This window comes from Bradyrhizobium sp. LeoA1Lang (genome assembly GCF_055413685.1).
Window position 1 is genome coordinate 1 of the sequence record NZ_JBVAPG010000636.1, and the last position, 254, is coordinate 254.

A 254-nucleotide genomic window follows, 5' to 3' on the forward strand; every position below is an offset into this window, starting at 1 on the left:
ATACTTCAGCGGCGTCTTGTCGTCGCCGGCGACAAACCGCAGGTCGGAGCCGTCGTCCTTGGCGGAGGCGAAGCGGAAATTGCCGGTGTGCAGCCGGACCAGGACCGGCGTCGACCCGACCGGGTCGGTGATGTTGGCCCCAGTGGCGCTGGCATCGATCGTGATCTTCTTGCGCAATTGCCATTCATCGTTCCACCAGGCGTTCGCCGGCGCCGACAGCGCCAGCACCGCCACCACAGCCAGCACCAGCATGG

At 66.1% G+C, this 254-nt stretch carries 1 pseudogene; it reads right to left on the reverse strand.

The features are described from left to right. Positions 1–252: pseudogene (locus ACZYOF_RS44805) on the reverse strand (DUF2341 domain-containing protein); the annotation flags it as partial. Between the last annotated feature and the right edge of the window lie 2 nt (positions 253–254).